The 22,701-nt window shown below is 37.9% G+C and carries 17 protein-coding genes, 1 tRNA gene and 1 pseudogene; 8 read left to right on the top strand and 11 right to left on the bottom strand.

Annotated features, from left to right (window positions below):
• Positions 1–870 precede the first annotated feature (870 nt).
• Both PLA12_09875 and PLA12_09870 read left to right on the top strand, forming a co-directional pair.
• Positions 871–2,427, top strand: coding sequence for a M14 family zinc carboxypeptidase (locus PLA12_09875; GenBank protein ID HOQ32807.1), 1,557 nt, complete (start codon positions 871–873; stop codon positions 2,425–2,427).
• A gap of 24 nt (positions 2,428–2,451) precedes the next feature.
• Complete coding sequence (locus PLA12_09870) at positions 2,452–4,050, top strand: hypothetical protein (GenBank protein HOQ32806.1); 1,599 nt, start codon at positions 2,452–2,454, stop codon at positions 4,048–4,050.
• Between the two features lie 36 nt (positions 4,051–4,086).
• Here the strand turns inward: PLA12_09870 and PLA12_09865 are convergent, their stop codons facing one another.
• The 6 genes from PLA12_09865 to PLA12_09840 all read right to left on the bottom strand — a co-directional run bounded on the left by PLA12_09865 (position 4,087) and on the right by PLA12_09840 (position 11,799).
• Positions 4,087–6,147 carry a bi-domain-containing oxidoreductase gene (locus tag PLA12_09865; protein ID HOQ32805.1) on the bottom strand — a complete coding sequence of 687 codons (2,061 nt, stop codon included), beginning with the start codon at positions 6,145–6,147 and terminating at the stop codon, positions 4,087–4,089.
• 84 nt (positions 6,148–6,231) lie between these two features.
• The gene (locus PLA12_09860; protein ID HOQ32804.1) at positions 6,232–7,545 is read right to left on the bottom strand and encodes a hypothetical protein; all 1,314 of its coding nucleotides are present in this window, start codon (positions 7,543–7,545) and stop codon (positions 6,232–6,234) included.
• A 6-nt stretch (positions 7,546–7,551) separates the two neighbouring features.
• A complete protein-coding gene (locus PLA12_09855; protein HOQ32803.1) occupies positions 7,552–8,634 on the bottom strand; it encodes a glycosyltransferase family 4 protein in 1,083 nt (360 codons plus the stop codon).
• A gap of 14 nt (positions 8,635–8,648) precedes the next feature.
• On the bottom strand, positions 8,649–9,866 hold the full coding sequence (locus PLA12_09850; GenBank protein ID HOQ32802.1) for a sugar phosphate nucleotidyltransferase: 1,218 nt from the start codon (positions 9,864–9,866) through the stop codon (positions 8,649–8,651).
• A gap of 28 nt (positions 9,867–9,894) precedes the next feature.
• Complete coding sequence (locus PLA12_09845) at positions 9,895–10,644, bottom strand: hypothetical protein (protein ID HOQ32801.1); 750 nt, start codon at positions 10,642–10,644, stop codon at positions 9,895–9,897.
• A 39-nt stretch (positions 10,645–10,683) separates the two neighbouring features.
• Entirely contained in the window at positions 10,684–11,799 is a 1,116-nt protein-coding gene (locus tag PLA12_09840; protein ID HOQ32800.1) for a PilZ domain-containing protein, read from the bottom strand.
• A gap of 202 nt (positions 11,800–12,001) precedes the next feature.
• Between PLA12_09840 and PLA12_09835 the strand changes: the two genes are divergently transcribed.
• From PLA12_09835 to PLA12_09825, 3 genes are all read left to right on the top strand, one after another.
• A complete protein-coding gene (locus PLA12_09835; GenBank protein HOQ32799.1) occupies positions 12,002–13,219 on the top strand; it encodes a DUF481 domain-containing protein in 1,218 nt (405 codons plus the stop codon).
• Between the two features lie 76 nt (positions 13,220–13,295).
• A tRNA-Arg gene (locus PLA12_09830) sits at positions 13,296–13,372 on the top strand.
• Between the two features lie 169 nt (positions 13,373–13,541).
• Positions 13,542–15,269: an HD domain-containing protein gene (locus PLA12_09825; GenBank protein HOQ32798.1), complete on the top strand. Its 1,728-nt coding sequence runs from the start codon at positions 13,542–13,544 to the stop codon at positions 15,267–15,269.
• A 45-nt stretch (positions 15,270–15,314) separates the two neighbouring features.
• Here PLA12_09825 and PLA12_09820 read toward each other — a convergent pair whose 3' ends face one another.
• From PLA12_09820 to ndk, 5 genes are all read right to left on the bottom strand, one after another.
• Positions 15,315–16,277 (bottom strand): hypothetical protein, encoded by a 963-nt coding sequence (locus tag PLA12_09820; GenBank protein ID HOQ32797.1) that lies wholly within the window; start codon positions 16,275–16,277, stop codon positions 15,315–15,317.
• Complete coding sequence (locus tag PLA12_09815; protein ID HOQ32796.1) at positions 16,274–17,938, bottom strand: CTP synthase; 1,665 nt, start codon at positions 17,936–17,938, stop codon at positions 16,274–16,276. Before PLA12_09815 ends, PLA12_09820 begins: the two co-directional genes overlap by 4 nt.
• The gene (gene kdsB, locus PLA12_09810) at positions 17,939–18,727 is read right to left on the bottom strand and encodes a 3-deoxy-manno-octulosonate cytidylyltransferase (GenBank protein ID HOQ32795.1); all 789 of its coding nucleotides are present in this window, start codon (positions 18,725–18,727) and stop codon (positions 17,939–17,941) included.
• 278 nt (positions 18,728–19,005) lie between these two features.
• On the bottom strand, positions 19,006–19,443 hold the full coding sequence (locus PLA12_09805) for a DUF1844 domain-containing protein (GenBank protein HOQ32794.1): 438 nt from the start codon (positions 19,441–19,443) through the stop codon (positions 19,006–19,008).
• A 240-nt stretch (positions 19,444–19,683) separates the two neighbouring features.
• On the bottom strand, positions 19,684–20,142 hold the full coding sequence (ndk, locus tag PLA12_09800; protein HOQ32793.1) for a nucleoside-diphosphate kinase: 459 nt from the start codon (positions 20,140–20,142) through the stop codon (positions 19,684–19,686).
• 234 nt (positions 20,143–20,376) lie between these two features.
• Here ndk and PLA12_09795 point away from each other — a divergent pair.
• The 3 genes and pseudogenes from PLA12_09795 to PLA12_09785 all read left to right on the top strand — a co-directional run.
• Positions 20,377–20,829, top strand: a pseudogene (locus PLA12_09795) (TaqI-like C-terminal specificity domain-containing protein).
• Between the two features lie 377 nt (positions 20,830–21,206).
• On the top strand, positions 21,207–21,740 hold the full coding sequence (locus PLA12_09790; GenBank protein HOQ32792.1) for a transposase: 534 nt from the start codon (positions 21,207–21,209) through the stop codon (positions 21,738–21,740).
• Positions 21,741–22,574: 834 nt separating this feature from the next.
• Positions 22,575–22,701, top strand: a 127-nt coding sequence (locus PLA12_09785; protein HOQ32791.1) for a transposase, incomplete at its 3' end; no start/stop codon positions are given.

The following is a 22,701-nucleotide window of genomic DNA, read 5'->3' as shown; positions in this document are numbered from 1 at the left end:
AGTAGTTGAAACCTCCTGGCTTCGGAAAACACAATTCGACAAGATTTGTCTGACATAAATGCATGGATGAGGAACGAATTTTTTATGTTCGTTTTGATTTGTGTTTATTGGTGTGCTTCGTGGTAAAAAAGAATTAACCCCAGAGGACACGAAGGAAATTCGACACAAAGGATACAGAGAAGAGTGAAATATGTTTCGCATCTACAGATTTTATGGTAAAAATTTTAACCACTAAAAAACACCCGAAGCGGGGACTTCATCTACAGGGAAATGTTTTTTTCGGAAAAAACCACAGAGGAAATTTTAGACAGAAAACAAAGAGGAGGAGACGAAAGATTTTTTACCTCTACAATGCAATTTTTCGATTGGGTACTGGCCATGCGGGTAAGGTGAAAAAATAATGCCTGTCTGGCTAAGGTTGCCTACCTGTCAAGGTTACCATGAATGCACGAGTAATGAACAAATTTTAGGGTTACAAATTTATATTTCTATACTTCAAAATTTATATCTATTTGCTTGTTTGTTGTCTACAAGTTTTAATTCATTGCGGAGTATTTATAAGAGGTTTGACAACCTCATTTACCAGCAAATACAAATAAACTTTAATCCTATTGTTCTCTATGTTCCGTTGTTACCTATTTCTTATAGTTTTTGAAGATTTTTTCATAATATTTGTGAGATATTGGACATGGTTTTTGTGGCATAATAATAGAAAAGAACTTTTATAAAAATTGAATAATTTTCCATGAAGATATTTGTTTAATTCGTTATAATACATATTTATAAGTCGCCGATAATTAGATTGCTGGTAATTTCTTAAAATTTTATAATATGAGTATTTAATTTATGTTAAAAAGGATTTGAAAAGTAGTGAAAAAGTTCTTAATCTTTTTGTTAGTTGTTATTTTTCTGACGATCAATGAATCTTTTGCTCAGAAAGTATCCTTGCCTGTATGGTATATCGTGCAGGTGAATATTAAAAACTTATCGGACCTGAATTATCTTGAGAAACAGGGTTATTCTGTTGATTTCTTTGATGGTAAATATGCCCGTGTTTATATTCCGGAAACTGCTCTGGAAAAATTGCAAAGTGAAGGTTTTGAATTACAAGTTATCGGAACAGACCCGTCACCTTATATAGAAAAAACACCTTCGGGTTATCACAATTATGCGGAAATGACCCAGTTTTTGCAAGACCTTGCCAACACATATCCAAATCTTACGCGACTAATTTCGTTAGGGCAATCTGTACAGGGGCGGGAATTATGGGCAATTCATATTTCAGATAATCCGGATGTAGAAGAAGATGAACCGGAGTTTAAGTATATCTCTACAATACATGGAGATGAACCTGTAGGGACAGAACTATGCTTGTTTTTTGCGGAGTATCTGCTACAAAACTATTCCACAGATGCGAGAATAAAGAATGTAGTTGATGAGGTATCTATATGGATTGTTCCATTAATGAATCCGGACGGGCGTGAGTTGGTAACACGGAGAAATGCTAACGGTGTAGATTTAAACCGTTCTTTTCCCGATTATCCGACAGATTTTAATACATTTTATTATGATGGTGGGAATTTATCTATTGAAACACGCGAGCCGGAGATTCAGCACATTATGCGCTGGTCATTAGAACATAATTTTAGTCTGTCTGCAAATTTTCATACCGGAGCACTGGTTGTCAATTATCCGTATGATAATGATGGTGGCCCCAGTGGAGTGGAAGCACCGACACCAGACGATGCCCTTATGAAGTGGATAGCCACGCGATATGCTATCTATAACTTATCTATGTACAACAGTACTCAATTTCCCGGCGGGATAACGAATGGTGCAGCGTGGTATGTGATTACAGGAGGTATGCAAGATTGGAACTATCGCTTTACAGGATGTATTGAAATGACAATAGAACTGTTCAATACGAAATTTCCAGCAGGGTCATGGATACCAACTATTTGGAATGATAATCGGGAATCTATGCTGTCGTATTTAGAATGTGTATTACGAGGAGTGCGAGGTCTGATATATGACCGTAATACAGGGGAACCTGTCTGGACGAAAGTTTTAGTGCAAGGCAACACGCAACCGGTATTCTCTCATCCACGCGTGGGGAATTATCATCGGTTATTATTGCCTGGGACATACAACCTTGCCTTTACAGCACCGGGTTACATTCCTTATCGTGTAAATGGGGTCGGGGTTATTGATGGGTGGGCAACACGGCGAGATGTTCCCCTGAGTGATGGGGATATTAATGTTGATGGTAAAGTGGACGATGAAGATGTGGAACTTGCTGTAAGGGTTATTCTGGGTATTACGCCCATTGATAAGGATATAGATGTTGATGGTAACGGATTAGAGGCATCTGATATACAGGCAATAATCAACCAATCTCTATCCATTCCCATTGCTATATTTCTGTAGTAGTGTTGTTTCCTTGGAGATAATATGTTTTATTTAAATATCCATCTTTTTCAAAAAGGAAAAATTATATATCGTATATTTATACTTCTCCCTTTTATTTTTCTTATCCTTATTCTTTATCTCCACAAAACACGAATTCATGGTGATGCTACCATATATTTCACTTTTATCCGTGATTTTTTTCCAAAACCTTTTGTTTATGGATATGAAGTAAAGCATGGAGCAACTTCTCCTCTCTGGGTAATATTGAATGTTATCCCTTACTATTTATTGGGTTTTGGAATGTGGTTAGTTTTTGCCACTTATTTAAATAAAGTGCTTATTTTTTTAGGAGTAATGTTCAATATATTTCTGTCCGTTAGCAGAAAAAATTCTCTGATAGAAAAAGAAGAACGGGTATTGGTTGTTGAAATTCTGATACTTTCTTATGTTTTTACTTATTCTCTTTTTATATCTTCCACTCAGTTATACGAAACGGCTTTAATAGTTTTTGTTCCTGCGTTGGCTCTATATTTATTAAAATTAGATTGGAAAAATACAGGTATCTTTTTAGCAGGATGTTCTATTCTTGTTCGACCGGAATATCTTTTATTTTTTATTATCGCCGTTTTTTTTATTTCAGAGGATAGAAAAAGTTTCTTGAAATATTTCCTTATAGGTATATCCAGTGTAGGGATAGTTTATGGCTATTTATTTGTAATGACGGGGTCCTTTTTGCCATCTTCTGTTTTAGGACGGTTTGTCCGTTCATTGGAAAATAAAGATATTTCCTATATAGAGAAACTCTTAATTTCTTTTGATGATTTATGGCAGTTGGCTCCTTCTATACTTTTTCTTTTAGCCGTTTTTATCCTTTTGATTTTTCTGAACCTGCCCAAGTTTCGTTCTGATGATAGAATAAAAAATATTATGTTTTTTAGTAGTGCTATCCTGACATTTCTTTACTTTATTTTTCCACCTATGAATTATTCAAGTAGATATTTATTAATATTAATCCCTTTATTATTTCCATGGATTACAATAGAAGTAGTGCGTTATTTTTCGAAATTTACAAAGATAACAATTGTTGTTGCGTTCCTCATTTTTTCATTTGCTATATACCAACATTTTCAAATCAATAAACCGGAGAACTATAAATATAGTTTTGACCGTATACTGGGAAATGATTTTGCCAAAATAGCACATGAATTAGGTATTAATGAGAAAAGTAAAATATTAATTTATGAAATACAGTTTCAATTTAACACGCATGCTCAATTAATAAGTGCAGATGGTATTGTGGGTGGAGAAATTATTCCATGTTTGTTAAAAGAACAAAAAGAGGAAGAGTTTATTAAACGATATAATATTGATTATATTGTTGTATCCAATGCCTTCCAATATCGAAATATCTACAAAGATACTTTCTTTTCACAAATTTTTAAGTTTGATTTATCAAATCCAATCGGTTCTCAATATATGCTTTCTGATATTGTTCTTACGAAAGTTGCGACAAATCCTATATTATTAAATCCTGAATTGTATCAGATTAAAAATAGCATTCCTCTGTATAGTTCCAAGGATATCTTATGGAAGCACCATTCCTTATTATGGAACTCTATTTACAAAGTAGAAAAAAACTAATATTCACGAAACTTGTAATAAGTGGAAAAGATAAAGTTACTTAATAAGAAAGGTAACTTCTGTGGTTTGGAATAATTCTGTGAGGGAGATAGGCCAATTGGGGTTTTTGCCCGTTATGGAATCGTGCAGGGCAAGAAGTTCTTCGAAATGTCCTTTCTGGCTGGTTCGTGTTTGTATTTCATTAATTTTTAGACCATATCCTTTTAATGATTTGTAATCGTCCATTACAAGGGTTTTCCCATCAAAATGAATCTCCATATACTCTTTACCGAATTCTGTGCTTCCTACGGAGAAATATTCAAAACAAGCAACGGAACCATCTTTGTATTTCAATAGCACAATTTTGTTATCCGTGGGGCTGTATCGGTCTGTGGTTGGTGTTATAGATTCTACAGATATACTTTCAATTGGGCTTTGGGTAAGGAAAGAAATAGTGTCTATAATATGACATGCTTCGCCGATAATCCTACCACCTGTTTCAAAAACCCAGTGGTCTGAAGGCAAAATACCTGCATTCATCCGATAGTGGATTAGCAAAGGGTTAACTCGCTTATCTGTATGTTTTTTTATCTCTGCAAGGTATTTGCTGAACCGACGATTAAAGCCGACAAGCAATACGGGTTTGGATTCACTCCCCTGAGCATAGAAATCCTTTATTTTATCCAATTCTTCCTGAGATATGGCTAAGGGTTTTTCCACAAAAACATGTTTTCCTGCCTGTAATGCTTTCAAACAATATTCTGCATGGGAGTCGTGTCTTGTAGTTATTAAAACGAGGTCTACCTGTTTATCATTTAATATCTCATCCAGATTGGTTGTAGTATATTTGGCTTGATACTGTTCTGCAACAAACTTTGCCTGTTGTGCGGAACGGTCCATAGTGGCGTAAATGGAATATTTGTCTTTAAGCCTTGCAAGATTTGGCAAATGCATATTTGTTGCAAATCCCCCTGTGCCAATAACAGCAACATGAATAACAGATTTTTTTATATAATTCGTGTTTACATGAATTATCTGTTGCGATGTAGTGGGGAGCAAAGGTTTTTCTTCAGGGGTTCCATATTGAAGGAGCATGATTAGCGGTCGGGGTGTTTCAGAGGAAAGACACTCGAACGCATCAGCAATTTGTTCAATAGGGTAGGTCTTTTCTATCAATCTACCAAGTTTTATATGATTGCTATGAACCAACCTCAAGTATTCTTTCATATTTCTGTTTTCTGTCCAGCGAACATAGGCATACGGGTAATCAACGCCTTTTTCTTCATAGTGCGTATCATATCTGCCTGGGCCATAAGATGTGGAGATAAGAAAATCTAATTCCTTGGAATAGATGTCTTCGCGTTTGATTTCTGGACCTGATACACCTACTAAAACAACCTTTCCTTTTTTTCGTGTCATGCGAAAACATTGAGATAGGGGGTCATTTTGCTGGGTAGATGCTGTGAAAATAACAGCATCTGCACCATAACCATCACTCCAATTGAGGACTTTTTCAACATTGTTTTCATCATTAGAATTAATAACCCATTCCGCTCCTAATTCTTTGGCTATATCTAAACGATGCGGGTCAATATCAATTACGGCTACTCTTATGCCGGAAGCAAGGAGCATTTGTGTTGTTAATAAACCTAAAATTCCTGCTCCGAAAACCACACCAAACTCACCCAATTGAAGATTGGCACGGCGTATGCTCTGTATGGCAATTCCCCCTAATGCTACTGTAGAGGCTTCTTCAAAGGATACTTCTTCCGGAATCTTGACTACGAGATTCTCGGGAACAGAAACGAATTCTGCATGATGAGCATAACCTACACCTGCCGCAGCAACTTTATCCCCGGGTTGAAAACGACTAATTCCATCACCCACGGCTATAACAACACCACTAATAGAATAACCGATAGGTGTTCCTGATTCTAATTTATTCTTAACCTTTGCATAAGCAACTGTGAAGCCTTCGTCCCGAAGTATGTCTAACACTTTTTTTACTTTATCCGGTTGTTCCCATGCCCTCTGAATTAACGGTTTTTTACTGCGGGCAAGTCCACTTAATTCTGTTCCTGCGGAAATGCAACTGAAAATAACTTTTATAAGAACCATACCTTTGCCTACCTGTGGAGTAGGAACATCAATGGTTAATGCTTTGCTTTTTTTATAATTCCCTGAAGCATAGTAATCTCCGAATCATTGTGTTTTTTCTGTTGAATTGCTTTGTGATATATCCCCTGCAAGGGTAGTGGGTTCCATCCAGCGTATGGCTTGCATTTTTAATCTCTCTACTCGTTCTTTCACTTCGTAGAAACGGGAAAGATATTCCGCAATAGCCCGAAACATCCATGCCACGCCCCAACGCGGAAAGGTAATTTTAGATACAAAGAACGGATATCGCCGATAGTAAAGTTCGCCTGTTTTCAAATTCCGCATGTGAAACCATGCCCACCGTAGAACGAATACCGCGAGAACATGTGCTGCCGGGATAACTTCCGCTAAAATAGAGGGGCACAAGATTCCTTCAGCACAAGCATATATATCTACAGGCCATTTTTTATTTTCCGCAAAGTGGGGTTGACCAAATTCATCGAATAAAGTAGCGTAATATTGAAAACCCTTTAAGATTTTTTCTTTAAGCATTTCATTCGGTTCCAACTTATAAATCTCATATATTGACCTCAAAACAAACCCTGTATGATGATTATCTATAATTTTATGTAATTCTTTTTCGGATGGGTCTCCTTCTTCCCAGTATCCATAATACCAGGAACCATTTTCGTTTTGTGCTTTTAGCGAGAATTCTAATGCAGGTTGAGCCATTTCCTTGTATTTTTTTTCGCCTGTAATATTAGAGAGATGATAAAGATATTCTGTTACAAGCAGATTTGCATTATGCACCTTTCGAGGGTCTCCTTTAAGTGCGTATCCGAAACACAGTTCCCCTTTCTTTGTCGTCCAGCGAGGGAGTTCCTCCGTAAAAAATTCCGCAATTTGAAGAATTGCGGAGAGATATTGTTCTTCTTGCGTTATCTGGTAAGCGGATAAAAAGGCTTGACCTGCAATAGCGGTAACCACGCTTACGGGAGTATTTGCAGGGACATGAACCCCTTTACCCGTGTAGGCAAAAGGGTAGCCCCACGCCCAACCATCAATATTTGCTACCCGTTGAGAACGAAGCCACAAAAGATGTTTTTCTGCTTGCTCCAGATGTCTTTGCTCTGGTTCAATTTTATGCAATCGTAGATAACCTAATGCCATTAGTGCATGGGCTTTGGGGTTCTCCGTTTTCTTCACACGCAAAAGCCATCGTGTAAGTTTTGGAAATAATTCGGAATAGCCGGAACTTAACTTGCGAAGTATTCGCACAGTTTGTAAAGAGCGAAATAGGGGATGGTCTTTTACATCGAAGCGGTCATAACCGCATAAGCCGTGCATTTCTACCCATGCATCTAATTCTTCTATCCACTCCCACGCCAGAGCAACATCCGGGTTATTTGTTTCTTTCATTTTGATTTATCCTTTTGCAATATTCAACAGAAATTCTTTTAATTGTGGATAGTTTGCTTCAAAAGAATATAATTCTATAACGCGTTGTCGTGCTTTCCGTCCCATCTGTTCTCGCAAATCGGGGTTAGCGATTAATTTTTCCAATCGGTCATACCATTCCTCGGGTGTGCGAGCCAAAAAACCATGAACCCCATCTTCTATCACTTCCGCATTCATTCCCACAGGAGAAATGACCACAGGCGTTCCAACACCCATGTATTGCAAAGCCTTAAAAGCACATTTCCCTCGTGCTCGTGGTGTATCTATAAGCGGCATTAGACCAATATCGGGCTTTTGCAAGTATTCAAATTCCTTTTCGAATTTCCAATTTTCGAATATAACATGAACACCATCCATATTGTAATCTAAACCATTAGAGGCAATAAATAATTGTATTGGATATTTTTTGGATAATTCTTTTAAAGGTTCTTTGAGTATATCCAGATAACCTAAATTAGTATATGATCCAGTCCAGCCTATGATTACCGGATTGTTGTGTTTGGGATACTCTTTTTTAGATTGATGCTTTTCCATATCAATACATGTCGGGATGATAACAATTCTTTTTGCTCCCCATTGTTTTACATGTTCTTCCAGATAGCGATTACCGACAACGGCACCTGCACAGATTTTGCACATTTTCTTTGCCCAATCAAAATCTACTAATTTCAGGGTCCAATTTTTTACAAATGCAGGTTTTTCCCAAACCGCATCATCAATGTCAAATACAAGGTTCCTTCTTAGCAAATAGTAAATAATATATTCAAAAATGGGAGGTCCAAATTTAAAAATGGGTCCTCTTAAAAATACAACATCGGCACCCAAAACATGCCTTAATTGGAACCACCGATTTAGCCATACACAGAACCAGTAAATTGCTTTTTTATATTTGGGTTGGTTCTCAAAATATTTTAAGTAGAAATCCACTGAGGAATGTAAGCAAATTACACATTGATGCCCTTCGGCTTCTAACATCTCTGCGAATTTTTTTACGCGATACCGTATTCCAGCATTTTTTTCGGTAGCATTTCCAAAAAAAACTATTTTCATATTTCTATCTCTTGTTAGCCATTTTCATTTTCTTCACCAATGATATCTCGCTCAACGACTTCACCGGGGCGTGTAAAGGTATTAGGCCACATTTTACGACCGGGATAAAGGGCGGTTAATATTCCTGTATGGACATTATCTCCTAAAATAGCCCCTAATTTTTTTAGTCCTGTTTCAATCAGAATACCATTCACAACAGATTTAGGGGCTTGTCCATCATGACGGACATTGGCGGTTACGGTTCCACATCCCAGATTAACCCCTTCACCCAAAATGCTATCACCAACATAATTCTGATGAGGGGCATAAGCATGGTCAAACAAGATAGAATTTTTTATTTCGGAAGCCTGCCCAACACGACAGTTATCCCCGATGGTTGTATAAGGTCGTATCCAGCAATTCGGACCTATTGTGCAGTTTTTACCGATGTAAGCAGGGCCTTCAATAAAACTGCCCGAACGAATAATTGTCCCTTTATCAATGAAAACTTTCCCTTCAATCCATGCTCCCTGCATTACCGTTCCCAAAATTATGGGGTTTTGCATGCGGTCCAACAGAAAAGCATTGGCTCGAAGCAAATCCCACGGATAGCCAATGGGTAGCCAATATCCCTCCGCAGGCAATACCCAGAAGCCACTTTGTTGAGCCATAGTTTGTATTGCAGAAGTAATCTCAATTTCTCCACGTTCCGATAATGGTGTTTTGTGTAAGATAGGGAATATCTCCGGTGTAAATAAATAGGCACCGATATTTGCGATATTAGAGAAAATAACTTTGGGTTTTTCTACCAGTCTTATTACTCTATTACCGCTATCAAGTTCATATATCCCGTAATCTTTGGGATTTGGCACTTCTTTTACTAATGCAGAAGGTCGTTTTTGCTGGGCAAGATTTTTTAAGTCGTTCGGGTCAAAAAGGTCATCTCCATTCATTGCCATAAAAGGACCCTGAATTTCTTTTTCACACATCAATATGGCATGTCCCGTTCCGCGTTGTTCTTCCTGGATAACATAAGTAATTTTTTTCCCCTTCCAGTTTTCTCCCAATCGTTGTTGTATCATTTCCTGACGATAACCAACAACAAGAATAAACTCCTCAACAAAGGAGTAAAGTCCTTCCATTTGAATTTCAATAATAGGTCGGTTTAATAAAGGGAGTAGGGGCTTGGGACGGGTTACCGTAAGCGGGTAAGTTCGTGTGCTTTTACCGGCACAAAGAATAATGGCTTTCATGGATATAAATTACTCCTTTTTTGTGCTGTTAAAAATCATCTAAGGATACATCCTCGTCCAATCCTTGAATTCTGCACTGAATACATAATAGCCATGTCCAGCAAAAAACGATAATGTCAATTCCTGCCAGAGGTATGATTATAAGAGTTTTTATAACAACGGTAAAAATAGAGGGTTCTTGTAATATTGGCAGAGATAATAAATACAGAGCAACAAACAGGGAAATACTGAGAATAGCCCACATTCCTAATGTTTCCCCCCATTGCCGTGTAATGGGACGAAACACACGAAAAAACGAATCGTTTTCGGACAGTTTTTCACCCGAATACATCCAGCAGATAGCTAAAGGTAAATAAACAATGTTCGCAATAAGTCCTATTCCTACCAGCAAAGAAGCAAGGTCTGAAATTCCTCTTTCTTCTAATATATTGGCTACGCGATTAATGGTAATTAGTCCTGCATTAATCCCAAACCAGAGCAGAAAGAATCGGCGTAGTGCTTCTTTATCATCTCTGCAACGCCAGATAGGGAATTCTAAAATTACACCAAGACGGGCAAAAATAATGGATTGTAACGCCCCTAAAATAGCGCAAAGAAGTAATTCTCTAACAATATCTACAAGGGACAACAGTATGTTGTTGGAAAAATTTCCTGAGGAAAGTTCTAAATTTAAAGACAGAAGTTCATATAGAAAAAATGTTGTAGTATGAACAAAAACATAAATTCCGGATAAAGGAATTATTTTGCTTTGATTGTTTTTTATGCGTTCCCATTGCATTATTGAATTTATCTCCCTTGTCCCGCTTTATATCTTTCTTTATATTTTGTTATCTTCATCTTTCTTCTGTTGTTCCCGAAGTGCTGAGGATACAGGCGGCTGTTGACGGAATACATATTTGGCGAGACGGTCTCGATTTTCATCAGTTAATCCCATAAAGGCTCCACGATACATATACCTTCCCAATGCCACATTTACTTTATTAATAATACGCATATACAATGTGATATATTTTGGTTCTTTATCATCTTCCATATCAAGAAGTATTCGGATAAAAAATCCTTCATCAATATCTCTATCAATTAGTATAGCAGAACCGCCGGCACTTAAGTTCACAATACGAGCGCGGGTAGAAAATTGGATTTGACTGGGCACATCATCGGCACTAATCTGATTTAAATCATATTTTTTATCTATCTTGACAATATCTACTTCTACAGGTTTGTCCAATCGAACACGAAAATAGGCACGGGATTGAAATCGTTCTAAAGAGAACGCATGGTCAAACACATAGATTTCCGGGTCTAATTCTATTCTTCGTAATACGGTAGAAAATTGATACCGTGCATCATCTTCCCGCCACATCTTGAATGAAATGTATTGTCCTAAATTTACAGGAAGCCTATCTCGTGGCGTAAATGGGGTGACCCGAAAAAAAGCACCGTTTATATCTACAACATTCCCTTTTCTCCAAAGGGAAGGGTTTTCTCCTTGGGGAGCCATCCATAACGGTTGGTTCTGATAAAGTTCTACAGTGGTATATATACGCTGTCCATAAGGAATATAGTCGTGACCTAATCGAATACTGATTTCACGAATTGCCTCACCGATTTCATCCAGCTCCTCAAAACTAAGATTTTTTCGAGCATTTAATATATACTTATGTATACAACGGATAAATTGCTGACGAAAAGTTGTCACACCCAACGGATTTTGAGGGTCGTATTTATGTATAATTTCTTCAAAAAGTTTTATTTCCTTCTCATTCAATTCCTTCTCTTTTAAAATATATCGAACTCGTTCCCAATCTCTTAAAATGCGTTGTTTTTCTTCTTTCTTCTTTTTATAAATTCCAATGAGAAAAGAAACTATAAGTAGAGAAAGAAATAAAAAAGTAATAGACCATAAAAACCATGTGTCATACAGCATTTGCATAAAAAGTCCTCAGAGAGAAATTCAAGAATATATTACAATATATAACATATAATCGTGATTGTTTTCTAATAGGATTCTTTCTGCGTTTTTATTAGCACATTTAATCGTCCTATATAAATATAAAATTGAATACATATATATCTTTCATTCGTCTAATATAACAATGTATTGCTAAACTATTATACATTTTAAGGGACTGAATATGAAAACAAAAAGACATACTTTCTTTATATTTTTTATTATTATATTTTTTTCTATATTGGAAGTTTCATTTATTTATTCAGACCGTATAGAATTTGTCAATGGCGATAGCCTTACAGGGGAAATTGTAGAGATAACAAATGACCATCTAATTTTAAATACAGATATTCTGGGAACTATTACTGTAAAGCGAACAGATATAAATAAAATCGAGAGAGAAGAGCCATTCGAAGTATCACTTGTAAACGGAGAAACAATCCAGGGAAAAATGGATTTTACAAGTGATAAGTTGTTAATAACAGAAAAAGGGAAGAAACAATCTATTCCCTGGGAAAATATCCAAAAAATCACACCTACAACTGAAAATCCAGCAATACAGGAACAAAAGGATAAGAGGAAATGGTCAGGCAGTGGTAAGCTTCTTGCTTCACTTCAAAAAGGAACGACAGATACTACAAATTTGGAAAGTAGTATAGCAGTGTCAGGAAAAAGGACGAAAGACCTTATAGAAATGGAATTGTCTGGGGCTTATAGTGAGGTTGAAAATGAAATTAACACGCGAAGATATAATGGGAAACTCCGTTATCAATATTATCCTGAAAAGAATTGGTATATTTACACAGATATGGGAGTGGAACGAGATGAAGGGAGAAAGTTAGGATTAAGGGGACAGATAGGTGGTGGGACAGGTTACGAGATTATATCCCAACCCCATCAGACATGGTCTATGGAAGGAGCACTCATGTTAACCCATGAAGAATGGCTCCCGTATGTGCCCTTTCAAAAGAATCAGGTTAAGCAGGAACAAATTCAGGAAGGGTTAAATCAAATAGCTACTTCTTCTCAAAGATTAATCCAAGACCCGTCGGATATTGGAAGTTTGGGTGGAATTCTTGGGGGAAGTATAAAAGTTTTAAACCCACTGAATGCGGAAAAAACAACCAATGATTTTACAAGTTTGAAAATAGGGAGTAAATACAAACGAAGAATTTTAAATTCGGAACTTTCCCATGATTTAACATTTGAACCCAGTTTAGAACATATTGATTATTATCGTATTAATTCTTTGGCAAATTTATCAACGCCTGTTTCAAAAAATGTTAGTGTAGAACTAACCCTTTCCAACGAATATGACAGTGAACATCAGAAGCGAGATATTGAACCCTGGGAACATCGTTTATCCGCAGGTGTAAAATATGAATTCGGAAGTAAGGATTAATCCTTCAAATCAATATCTTTTTTAGAATTGTATTCTACAAATGTGATATTCTTATAAAAGAGCCATGTGTTTTAACGCGCCTGTAGCTCAGTTGGATAGAGCACTTGCCTCCGGAGCAAGGGGCCGTGGGTTCAAATCCCGCCGGGCGCGCCATTTTTTTGTAAAGAAATCCCCTTTACTTTATAGATTTTTTACACAAAACGAATTTTTCCCTTAAAACAATTGTTATTTCTTTAACAAATTATGTAACAATAACAAAAATTCTTTCCTTTTTACCTGCATTATCAGGTAAAATGATATTAAATGTAAGGAAAGATTTTTTATGAAAGAGGCAAATATTGTAGTCCTTACCGGGACAAAAAAAGGTGCTTCCTTCCCTGCCGATGAGGTTTTAACTATCGGTAGAGGGCAGGAAAATGTTATTTCTCTTGAAGACCCAAAAGTTTCAAGAAAGCATGCGGTAATAGAACCAACGGAAAAAGGTCCATTACTAAAAGATTTAAATAGTGTTAATGGAACTTATGTAGGCACTCAGAAAATTACGGAGTATTTACTCAAGCCTGGGGATGTTTTTCGTGTTGGGACACAATTAATCCGTTATGAAGTTGTAGACACATCATCAGATACAGATAACTCTCCGGTGCGTTTTGATGCCACTATAGATGAAGACACGGAAAGTGCTGATTTAAGTCTTATCCATGAAACACTTTTTCAGGTTCCACAGGGGAAAGTTGCGCAGGAACAATTGAAGTCTATCCAGAAGCGTTTGCAGGCTATCTATAACGCTAATCAGATTATTGTCAGTGAGAATAACTTAAAGAATCTATTCTCAAAAATTATAGAACAAATTTTCTCTCTATTACCTGCCCATAACGGAGCCATTTTGTTATGGGATAAACGAAGAAAACGACTTGTCCCGGAATTTATCCATACAAAAATGGCATTGGAAGAATTTTCAATCAGTGCTACTATTGTAAATCGTGCCTTTGAGAAAAGGGAGGCTTTAATTACTCAAAACGCAGGGGAAGATAGCCGTTTTAAAAATATTTCGGGCAGTATTATTCGGCACCGAATTGCTTCTGCGATGTGTGTTCCCCTTGTTTATCAAAATCAATGTTTGGGTGTGATTTATGTGGATACGCGAGGGACCTCTCGTGCTTTCAGTCAAGAAGACCTTGAAATGCTGGTGGCTATAGCGGGACCTGCAGCAATAGCCCTCCGTAATGCACAATATATCGAAATGATAAAACAGAGTTATAAGGACACATTAACAACTATTGCTAATGCTGTGGAATTACGAGACCATTATACTATAGGTCATACATGGAGGGTAACAAATTTTTCCATAGAGATAGCGAAAGTATTGGGCTGGTCTGAAGAGAAAATAGAAGAGGTGTATATGGGTGGGGTTTTGCATGATGTTGGAAAAATTGCTGTAGATGATGCCATTCTTAGAAAACCGGGACAATTGACTGATGAAGAATTTGAAAAAATGAAAATTCATCCCTTACGAGGAGCCGATTTGCTAAGAGATATTGCTTTATTCCAGCCGATTATTCCCTATTGTTTGTATCACCATGAACGATACGATGGGAAAGGCTATCCCTATGGCTTAAAAGGAAAAGAAATTCCCCCAGAAGGACGATTAGTAGCGGTTGCAGATACGCTGGATGCCATGACGAGCAATCGCCCTTATCGAAAAGGATTAGACCCGGAGATTGCTATCGAAAAAATTATCAATGCGAAAGGAACGCAATTAGACCCTGAAATGGTAGATGCTCTAATTGAAGCATATAACATGGGAAAAATACACTCACTACTTCAAGATTACCACAAACGAGATAGTCGTAGCCTTGCCTGTCCGTTCTGTAGCACTCATATCAAAATAGCAGAGGATGTAAATCCGGGCTCTGAGTATATGTGTCCTGTGTGCGGAAGACGATTGTTGATAAAAGAATCGCATGGGGTTTTCTTTGCAGAACTACTTCCTCAATCCGACATGGCATTTACAATTATTCCTTTCCGCTATACTTCCCAGTCCGAGAAATAATTGAAACTTCTGAATAAATAGGGTTTCTAAGAACAAGCAAAAGTGTTATGTTGAGTTTGAAGGCAAATCAATATCAACTTTTAATACTTGCGTGCGAAAGAATAATGTGCGGATAGTCAGGGTTATTTTTGTAATATCTGGAAAATTTTGCTTAATGCATTGTGTATCCATTTCGAAACTCTTTTCCGAACCAGGCGAGATTTCAATGTATGTAGATGTTATAGGTGAGGTAATTCCGTTGGCTGTGTAAAGACAATTAAGTGGGATTTGTATATCGGTTTTTTGTTGTGATGTAGTAGTTTCTGCGGAACAAACGATGAAATAGATATAAGGAGCCAATTCCCAAGGGTATGTAGGGGTTAAATAGATTTTTGCATTTAACATGCCTTTATTAAGGATGCGTATAACATGTTTGTTGTCTGCATGTATAGGGATGTATTCAAATTGGGGTTTTTGGTCTCGTGTATTCCAGGTCCATGTGAAATATACCGCAGCAACAAGGATAAAAAAGCATATTGTTATCTGCCCAATGTTGCTTAGAAATACAACGCGTAAAAATGACAGGAACAATTCGTAAAAATACCGTTCTATCGGGATAACCTTTTGAAATGGGACTTTATTTTCAAGAGATTCTCCAAAAATATTGCTTTCATCATTTGCATTGGAAACGAAATCTACTTCATCTGTTGAATATTGAAGGAGGTTTCTATAAAATTGTATTTGTTTGTTTAAATCTTCACTATGTTCATAAATTTGCTGGTTAATCCGATTGGCTTCTTCTGGCGAATAGTCTCCGTTTCTAACTTTTTGTATTAAAACCTCTTGTTGCTGCTGTAAAAAGGTTTTTTGTTTTACAAGGCTTTCAATGCGTTGATAACACTTTTTCTCGAATTCTTTTTTTTGGTCCTCCCAGAATTGCAACTTTTTAGGGTCGCCTTCTTGCCATGCCTGTTCTGCATTTTTACAAATCCAGACGATTGTTTCGTGTGTAGGTTCAATATCATTCATCTCGTTTTTTTGTATTGTAGGGCAGATTTTATGAAAGCACAGAATAACGGTTGTGGTTTTAAGGGTGTGCTTTTAAATTCGGGATGGAACTGACAGGCACAGAACCATGGATGAATATCTGGTTTAAGTTCTATCATCTCTGTTAATTCTTCTTCCATATCCATAAATTTTCGGTGATGAATACCACTTATAATCATACCTGCTTTTTCTTCAAAATCTTTACGATAGGCATTATTGAATTCGTAACGATGTCGATGTCGTTCATAAATCAATGTTTGACCGTATGCTTTATATGCGAGGGTATTCGGTTGCAACTCACACGGATAAGCACCCAAACGCATTGTTCCGCCTTTCGATGATATACCTTTTTGTTCCGTGAGCAGGGAAATTACTGGATGGGGTGTTTGCGGATTTACCTCTGTTGTATGGGCATCTTTCAAGCCCAAACAGTTTCGGGCTATCTCGATGACGGCTACTTGCATACCTAAACATATACCAAAGTAGGGAATACGATTTTCGCGTGCGAACCGTGCCACATTAATTTTTCCTTCTATTCCGCGCGTTCCAAAACCCGGTCCAATTAAAATACCCTGATAGCCCTGAAGAACGTCCTCCGGTTTTTCCCTTCCGGGGTCAAATCGCTCCGAGTCAATCCATTCGTATTTCACTTTGCAATTGTTCGCAATACCGGCATGAACGAAGGCTTCATTAATACTTTTGTAAGCGTCGCCATGACCGGTATATTTTCCTACGGCTGCAATACGCACTTCTTCTGTAGCCGAAACGAGGCGGTTAACGATATCTATCCATTCGGTTAGATTACCTTCGCGGACTTCCAGCCCTAATATTTTCAAAACAGTGATATCTAAATTCTGCTCTTTGAAGTTTAATGGAATGGCGTAAATAGGGGAGATGTCCTGTGCGTTAATGATAGCATTTTCGGGCACATCGCAAAACAACGCTACTTTTTGTCGCTGTTCTTTTTCGAGTTTGCTTATTCCTGTTCGACAGATGATAATGTTCGGCTGGATACCGATATCGCGTAAAGCACGAACGCTATGTTGGGTAGGTTTTGTCTTTAATTCATTTGCCGCTTCAATGTAAGGAACCAATGTAACATGGATAAAACAACAATTTTCGGGCCCTACTTCCAAACGGAATTGTCGCAATGCTTCAAGGAATGGCAGGCTTTCTATATCGCCGACAGTGCCCCCAATTTCTATAATGGCAATATCCACATCGTCCTCATCAACTGTTAAAGCACGGATGCGGTTTTTTATCTCATCGGTTATGTGCGGTATAACCTGAACCGTTTTACCTAAATAGGCACCATCGCGTTCTTTCTGAATGACGGCATTATAGATAGCACCTGTAGTCGTATTGCTTCTGCGAGATAATTTAGCATGGGTAAATCGTTGATAATGTCCTAAGTCAAGGTCTGTTTCGGCGCCATCATCCGTTACAAACACCTCTCCATGTTCGAATGGATTCATGGTCCCCGGGTCTACATTAATGTAAGGGTCCATTTTCATAAGAGCTATTTTATAGCCACGAGATTCTAAAAGCAAACCAAGACTGGCGCAGACGATACCTTTACCAATTGAGGAAACAACTCCCCCTGTGGTAAAGATATATTTTAACGGTTGTTTTTTATCGGACATCTATACTTCCTTTTCTCTTGATTTGAGTATTTTTTCGACATGAGCCAAATCTTCCGGTGTATCCACTCCCAATGCTTCATAATTTGTCGGAACAACCGCAATCGAGTAGCCATTCTCAAGCACGCGCAATTGTTCCAACTTCTCTAACTTTTCCAGAGGGGTTTGGGGTAGTTTCGAGATATGAAGCAAAAATTCCCGACGATAAACATATAAACCGATATGTTGCCAGTATATCCCTTCGATATTTTTTCGTTGCTCTTCATCACGAATATAAGGAATGGGAGAACGAGAAAAATAAATAGCGTGTCCCTTCTGATTGGTTATTACTTTAACGATATTGGGATTTTGAATCCAGGATGGGTCGGTAATATTTCGGCATGCGGTTGACATTTGTAATTGTGTATCTTCCAACAACGGTTTTATCGTCGAATCAATACATTCCGGGGGTAGCAAAGGTTCATCTCCCTGAACATTAACAATTATTTCTTCCGTTCTCTTTTCTGCTACCTCTGCGATACGGTCTGTTCCGCTGGCATGGTCTGCTCGTGTCATTATAACAGGGACACCCATAGGCTCTAACGCCGATTGAATGCGTTCATCATCCGTAGCCACCAATACCTCACCCACATATTTTGCCTTCTTCGCCTGCCGATAAACATGATATACCAAAGGATAGCCACATAAATCTGCAAGCATTTTTCCCGGGAAACGGGTAGAGCCATAACGGGCTGGAATTACAACCAATACGGATTTCTTTATCGTTTCCGAAATAAAACCTCCTTGTGCCATCGCTTAGCCTTGAATGTCATTGGTTAAATTTAAAAATGTTCTATACTTCCAAACCCTGTTCTTCAAAGGTTGAAAACACAAAAAGAATTTTTCCTTTGTTTTAAATTATCACACTTCATTATGTATGTTCAATACCGTAAGTAATAACCTTAAAAATAGGCTTGTTAATATGGGAGAATAAAAGGAAGAAAAAAAACAAATATCAAACATCCCAACACATACATTCACCGTTCTGCTGGAATATTAGAACTTATTTACGGCAAATTTAGGACGAATGACTATTTTTCAGGATTGGGTTTTAATCCTGCCTGTCGTAATTGTGCCTCATGATATTGCTGATTACGCACCAGATAAATTTCCTGTAACTGAGCAATGGAATTGTTCAGAATACCTTCTTCCTGTGGGGAAAGATTTCCCTTGGTCTTTTCGCGTAAAACAATCAGCAAATCAATGAAGAACTGAGCCTGTTCTAAATCAATCATAACCTGCTGGCTTCCTTGAGGAGCAATAACCCCTAATGCCAGCATAGCATCGGTGGTTAGAATACCTACAATAGTTTCAAAAGAGGGAGTAATTGATTCTTCCGGAGAGAGTTCGCCTTCTTCGGTTTTTTTAGATTTTTCCTCTTCTAACTTCTTTTGAAGTTCTTCTTTCTCTTTCTGGACTTTCGACTTCCAATCTTCATCGATGATTATTTTCTTTTCTTCGTCGCTCACATCCATTCTCCCTTGTAAAGAGTTTAACAACCATTTAAAAACCACCACCCCGGGAAAGGGAATATCCTTTCCCGGAGAATGTGCTGGTTTTTCTAATTATTTCTTGTTCTTATGACGATTCAAGCGTCTCTTCTTCTTACGCTTATGCTTATTAATCTTGCGTTTACGAACTTTTCTTCCACCTGCCACGAATAATACTCCTTTTGTTAGATTTTGGATTTATTAAAAAATTACATCCCTTTATTTACTTGTTAACCATTTTTCATCGTCCGCCTTATATTCTAATATATCCTGGGGCGAAAAATAAAGCGATATTTCACGCTCCGCCGATTGAGGACTGTCCGAAGCATGGACAATATTCATCTGCGTTATCAAAGCAAAATCTCCACGAATCGTTCCCGGTGCCGATTTCAGAGGATTGGTATTCCCTATCATGCTACGAACCTGATTAATTGCATCTTCACCTTCCCAAACCATCTGAACCGTAGGACCGCAACAAATAAAACTCACCAAACTATCAAAAAAATCCTTACCCTTATGTTCCTTATAATGCTCCTCCGCCTTCTCACGAGTTAATATCTGCATCTTAATCGCAACCAATTTAAGCCCCCGTTGCTCAAATCGGCGAATACACTCACCGACGAAACGACGAGCAACCCCATCCGGCTTAATCATTACAAAAGTGCGTTCTTTCGACATCCTGAAAATACTCCTAAAAAAATAATGCGGTGTATTATATTACAAAAAAACCATTTTTTTCAACCCTATCCCTATATACCCATAATAACACAATCCTCAACCCTATCCTTCCGATTCCTGCTACATCAAAAAGTCAGAAAAATTTTTAGAAAATACTTTCCCATCTTTAATGAACCATCTAAAAAAATTTGAAGAAAAAGCAAAAAAAGAGACGACCAAGGCGATTATTGGTGGGAATTACGACCTTGCATTTACTACCACGAGTTCGAAAAGGAAAAGGTGGTGTGGGCAGACATTTCTTATGATAGCAAATTCGCTTTTGTAGAAAAAGGAATATATATTGAAGCCTCTGCTTTTATATTATTAAGTGAAATAGGATTTGCAAAATATTTGTGTACAGTGATGAATTCAAAAATTTTTGATTGGGAATTTAAACAAATTGGAGTATCTTTAGGACATGCGTATCAATGGAAGAAACTATATATTGAATTAGCCCACATTCCTCCCATCATACCCGAGAACGAGCCCATTGTGAAACAAATGGAGACATTAGTAGATGAAATCTTGGTAGCCAAGAAGCAGAATCCCCAAACCGATACAACCGAATTAGAACGCGAAATCGACCACCTCGTCTACCAATTATATGATTTAACCCCCAACGAAATTAAAATAATAGAATCAACCTAAACATTTACAACATTGCCTTCAAAAATATGTAGAGACGAATAAATATTCGTCTCTACAAAAAACATAACAAACATCGCATTAATCCACCCATTTTACAAATGTAGGGGCGACCGGCCGGTCGCCCAAACAAATATAACCCCACATCATCCCTCATACAAACATTAACCCCGGCCGCCCCTACAAATCCAACCCCGCACTATCCCCATACAATTGAATCCCCCCGTTTTTCTATATTACATTCATGGGGGCGACCGGCCGGTCGCCCCTACAAACATTTCCCCGCGATATTCCCCAACAAACACCACCCCGTGTTACAATGAAATAAACGGCGTGCCGTGCCCCAAAGGTAGAACGGAAATAAATGGAGAAAATAAACAATGAAATACGACCCCAATAAACATCACAGGCGTTCTATCCGATTGTGGGGATATGATTATTCGCAATCGGGGGCATATTTTATTACCCTTTGCACACACGAACGGCGATGTTTATTTGGGGAAATTATAAATGGGCAAATGCGGTTAAATGAATTGGGGTTAATCGTACATGATGAATGGTTTCGTTCGGCAAAAATACGAGGGGAAATTGAATTGTTGAATGATGAATTTGTAATAATGCCCAACCATATTCACGGAATTGTGAGGATTTTGGATAATAATGTTTGGGCGACCGGCCGGTCGCCCCTACAACAACCGCGTGGCCCATTAAAAAAATCAATATCATCATTTGTTGCGGGATTTAAATCCGCCACCACCAAACGCATCAACAAATACCAAAATACCCCTGGCAATCCCGTCTGGCAACGGAATTATTACGAACATGTTATCCGCAATGAAAAAGAATTGCATGATATTCGTGCATATATTTTTAATAATCCCGAGAATTGGGAAACGGATGAAAATTATTTGTGAACCCATCCAATAAAACAACAGGTGTTCTATCCGATTATGGGGATATGATTATTCGCAATCGGGTGCATATTTTATTACCGTTTGCATGCACAATAAGGAATGATTAAAAAACGAAATAATGCGACCATGTATATAAATGAATTCATTTGTTATTATGTCCAATCGTATCTACGGGAATATTGTTTTGAATAATGTAGGGGCGACCGGCCGGTCGCCCAAACGGGCGGTATGCCGCGATACATCAAAATGAATGGTATATCGTGTTACGTAAAACGAACGGTACCACCTGTTACAATGAAATAAACGGCACCCCGTGCCCCAAAGGTAGAACGGAAATAAATGGAGAAAATAAACAATGAAATACGACCCCAATAAACATCACAGGCGTTCTATCCGATTGTGGGGATATGATTATTCCCAATCGGGTGCATATTTTATTACCGTTTGCATGCACAATAAGGAATGATTAAAAAACGAAATAATGCGACCATGTATATAAATGAATTCATTTGTTATTATGTCCAATCGTATCCACGGGAATATTGTTTTGAATAATGGTAGAGGCGACCGGCCAGTCGCCCAAACAAATATAACCCTACATCATCCCTCATACAAACATTAACCCCGGCCGCCCCTACAAATCCAACCCCGCACTATCCCCATACAATTGAATCCCCCCGTTTTTCTATATTACATTCATGGGGGCGACCGGCCGGTCGCCCCTACAAACATTTCCCCGCGATATTCCCCAACAAACACCACCCCGTGTTACAATGAAATGGACGGCACCCCGTGCCCCAAAGGTAGAACGGAAATAATTGGAGAAAATAAACAATGAAATACGACCCCGACAAACATCACAGGTGTTCTATCCGATTGTGGGGATATGATTATTCGCAATCGGGCGCATATTTTATTACCCTTTGCACACACGAACGGCGATGTTTATTTGGGGAAATTA

It is taken from the genome of Candidatus Hydrogenedens sp. (assembly GCA_035378955.1).
Classification (GTDB): domain Bacteria; phylum Hydrogenedentota; class Hydrogenedentia; order Hydrogenedentales; family Hydrogenedentaceae; genus Hydrogenedens.
The sequence above is the reverse complement of the archived record's forward strand: the minus strand, read 5'-3'. Positions and strand labels throughout refer to the sequence as shown.

Bases quoted from the DNA above. Each gene is read 5' to 3' on its own strand.
- ndk (HOQ32793.1), bottom strand. From the start codon at position 20,142: ATGTCGAAAGAACGCACTTTTGTAATGATTAAGCCGGATGGGGTTGCT.
- PLA12_09870 (HOQ32806.1), top strand. From the start codon at position 2,452: ATGTTTTATTTAAATATCCATCTTTTTCAAAAAGGAAAAATTATATAT.
- PLA12_09855 (HOQ32803.1), bottom strand. From the start codon at position 8,634: ATGAAAATAGTTTTTTTTGGAAATGCTACCGAAAAAAATGCTGGAATA.
- PLA12_09825 (HOQ32798.1), top strand. From the start codon at position 13,542: ATGAAAGAGGCAAATATTGTAGTCCTTACCGGGACAAAAAAAGGTGCT.
- PLA12_09845 (HOQ32801.1), bottom strand. From the start codon at position 10,644: ATGCAATGGGAACGCATAAAAAACAATCAAAGCAAAATAATTCCTTTA.
- kdsB (HOQ32795.1), bottom strand. From the start codon at position 18,727: ATGGCACAAGGAGGTTTTATTTCGGAAACGATAAAGAAATCCGTATTG.
- PLA12_09790 (HOQ32792.1), top strand. From the start codon at position 21,207: ATGAAATACGACCCCAATAAACATCACAGGCGTTCTATCCGATTGTGG.
- PLA12_09815 (HOQ32796.1), bottom strand. From the start codon at position 17,938: ATGTCCGATAAAAAACAACCGTTAAAATATATCTTTACCACAGGGGGA.
- PLA12_09860 (HOQ32804.1), bottom strand. From the start codon at position 7,545: ATGAAAGAAACAAATAACCCGGATGTTGCTCTGGCGTGGGAGTGGATA.
- PLA12_09850 (HOQ32802.1), bottom strand. From the start codon at position 9,866: ATGAAAGCCATTATTCTTTGTGCCGGTAAAAGCACACGAACTTACCCG.
- PLA12_09820 (HOQ32797.1), bottom strand. From the start codon at position 16,277: ATGAATGATATTGAACCTACACACGAAACAATCGTCTGGATTTGTAAA.
- PLA12_09835 (HOQ32799.1), top strand. From the start codon at position 12,002: ATGAAAACAAAAAGACATACTTTCTTTATATTTTTTATTATTATATTT.
- PLA12_09840 (HOQ32800.1), bottom strand. From the start codon at position 11,799: ATGCAAATGCTGTATGACACATGGTTTTTATGGTCTATTACTTTTTTA.
- PLA12_09865 (HOQ32805.1), bottom strand. From the start codon at position 6,147: ATGGTTCTTATAAAAGTTATTTTCAGTTGCATTTCCGCAGGAACAGAA.